This is a genomic window from Kitasatospora misakiensis (genome assembly GCF_042656005.1).
GTDB classification, from domain to species: Bacteria; Actinomycetota; Actinomycetes; order Streptomycetales; family Streptomycetaceae; genus Kitasatospora; species Kitasatospora misakiensis.
Genome location: NZ_JBHSOF010000123.1, coordinates 1 through 1,901 on the forward strand (window position 1 = coordinate 1; position 1,901 = coordinate 1,901).

1 protein-coding gene is annotated in these 1,901 nt (G+C 65.8%); it reads left to right on the forward strand.

The features are described 5' to 3' along the window. Positions 1 to 603 precede the first annotated feature (603 nt). Entirely contained in the window at positions 604 to 1,857 is a 1,254-nt protein-coding gene (gene ltrA / locus ACFP3U_RS36820) for a group II intron reverse transcriptase/maturase (RefSeq protein WP_380230139.1), read from the forward strand. Positions 1,858 to 1,901: the final 44 nt, after the last annotated feature.

Below are 1,901 nucleotides of genomic sequence, written 5' to 3' on the forward strand. Positions count from 1 at the left end.
CGTTGTGCGCCCAGCATGGGCGATTGCTTGAGGGTGAAAGTCCCTTGGGGGAAGAGGTGGTGCTAACCCCGAGCCGGAGGCAAGGGCGTCATCGTGAGGTGGGGTCTGGAGGAAGCCCGAGGCGAGACCTGGGTACCGAGGAACACGAACCGCGTATGAGGCGTGCTGGTCGGGTGAGCCCGCAACGGAGGGTGATGCCCGTCTCCACCAAGAAGGCCGGTGCGTAAACGCGGCGGGGATCCAGGGACAGTGATCGTTCTTACCTGGGGAGATCTGTTCGGGTGTCGGTTGTGCTGAAGTGTCGCCGCGCCGACGGTCTGTGCCGAGAGGTGCGGGCTGACCGGGCAGAAGTCAGCAGAGGTCGTAGTACCAGCCGGGATGGCCGCCGGTGCGTGGCGGGCTGGGAAGGGCCGAACATCGAGTGGAACGGGTGATGTGGTGGTTGCTCGTGCTGGTCACGGTGATCGCAGCAAATCCGCTTCGGCGGGGCCGCAGGGGGAGGAGCCGGTGCATCCGGCAGAGCCCACAGCGGAGCGTAGTGGCCGGTCGGCGCACTCCACGCAGGACGTTCACCGCGAACAGGGGTCCTCGCTTTGGGAGCTGATGCTCTCGAAGGAGAACCTGCTCGCGGCGCTCAACCGTGTCGAGTCCAACCGGGGTGCTCCCGGGGTGGATGGCGTGACGACGGCCGAGCTTCGGCCGTGGTTGCTGGTTCACTGGCCTGCTGTTCGGGCCGAGCTCGATGCGGGCACCTACCGGCCGGCGCCGGTTCGCCAGGTGATCATCCCGAAGCCTGGCGGCGGCGAGAGGATTCTGGGGGTGCCGCGGGTGCTGGATCGCTTGATCCAGCAGGCAATCGCGCAAGTGCTCGTGCCCATCTTCGACCCGGAGTTCTCGGGGTCGTCCTTCGGGTTCCGTCCCGGCCGGTCCGCGCATCAGGCGGTTAGGGTCGCGCGGCGGGCGATCGAGGACGGCAACCGCTGGGTCGTGGACCTTGATCTGGACCGGTTCTTCGACCGGGTTCAGCACGATGTCCTGATGGCGCGGGTGGCGCGCAAGGTTACCGACCGCAGGGTCTTGAAACTGATCCGCAGGTACTTGGACGCCGGGATCATGGTGGACGGCGTGAAGAGGCTGAGCGGGGAAGGGACCCCGCAGGGGTCGCCGCTCTCGCCGGTCTTGTCGAACATCATGCTCGATGACCTGGACCGGGAGCTGTTCAAGCGCGGTCACCGGTTCGCCCGTTATGCCGACGACGTTTGCGTCTTCGTGCGGAGCAGGCGAGCTGCCCAGAGGGTGCTCGACTCGATCACGGTCGTCATCGAGCAGCGGTTGAAACTGAAGGTCAACCGGGTCAAGTCGAAGGTGGTCCCAGCTTCCGTCATGACGATGCTGGGGTTCGGCTTCTATTTCGTCCGGGGCGGGAAGGTCAGGATCCGGGTCGACCCGAAGGCGATCGAACGCCTGAAGGTTCGGGTGAAGGAGCTGACCTCGCGCAGGTGGAGCATCGCGATGGCTGATCGCATCGCGCAGATCAACCGCTTCACCACTGGCTGGATGGGCTACTTCCAGCTCGCCGACACCCCCCAGGTGTTCGAGAGGCTGGACAAGTGGTTGCGTCGCAGGATGCGGCAGATCCGCTGGAAGGAATGGAAACGCTACGCGACCAAACGCCGCAGCCTGCGGGCGCTCGGGATCGGTGAGCGCGATGCTCGGGAATGGGCGGCCAGTAGCAAGGGCTACTGGCGGATCGCGGGGACAGCCGTTCTCGACAGGGCGCTGCCCAACTCCTACTGGGACGACCTGGGCCTGCGAATGCTCAAGCCGACTTGGCAACGGTTGAGATCAGCTTGGTGAACCGCCGGATGCGTGGCCCGCATGTCCGGTGGTGTGGGAGGAGG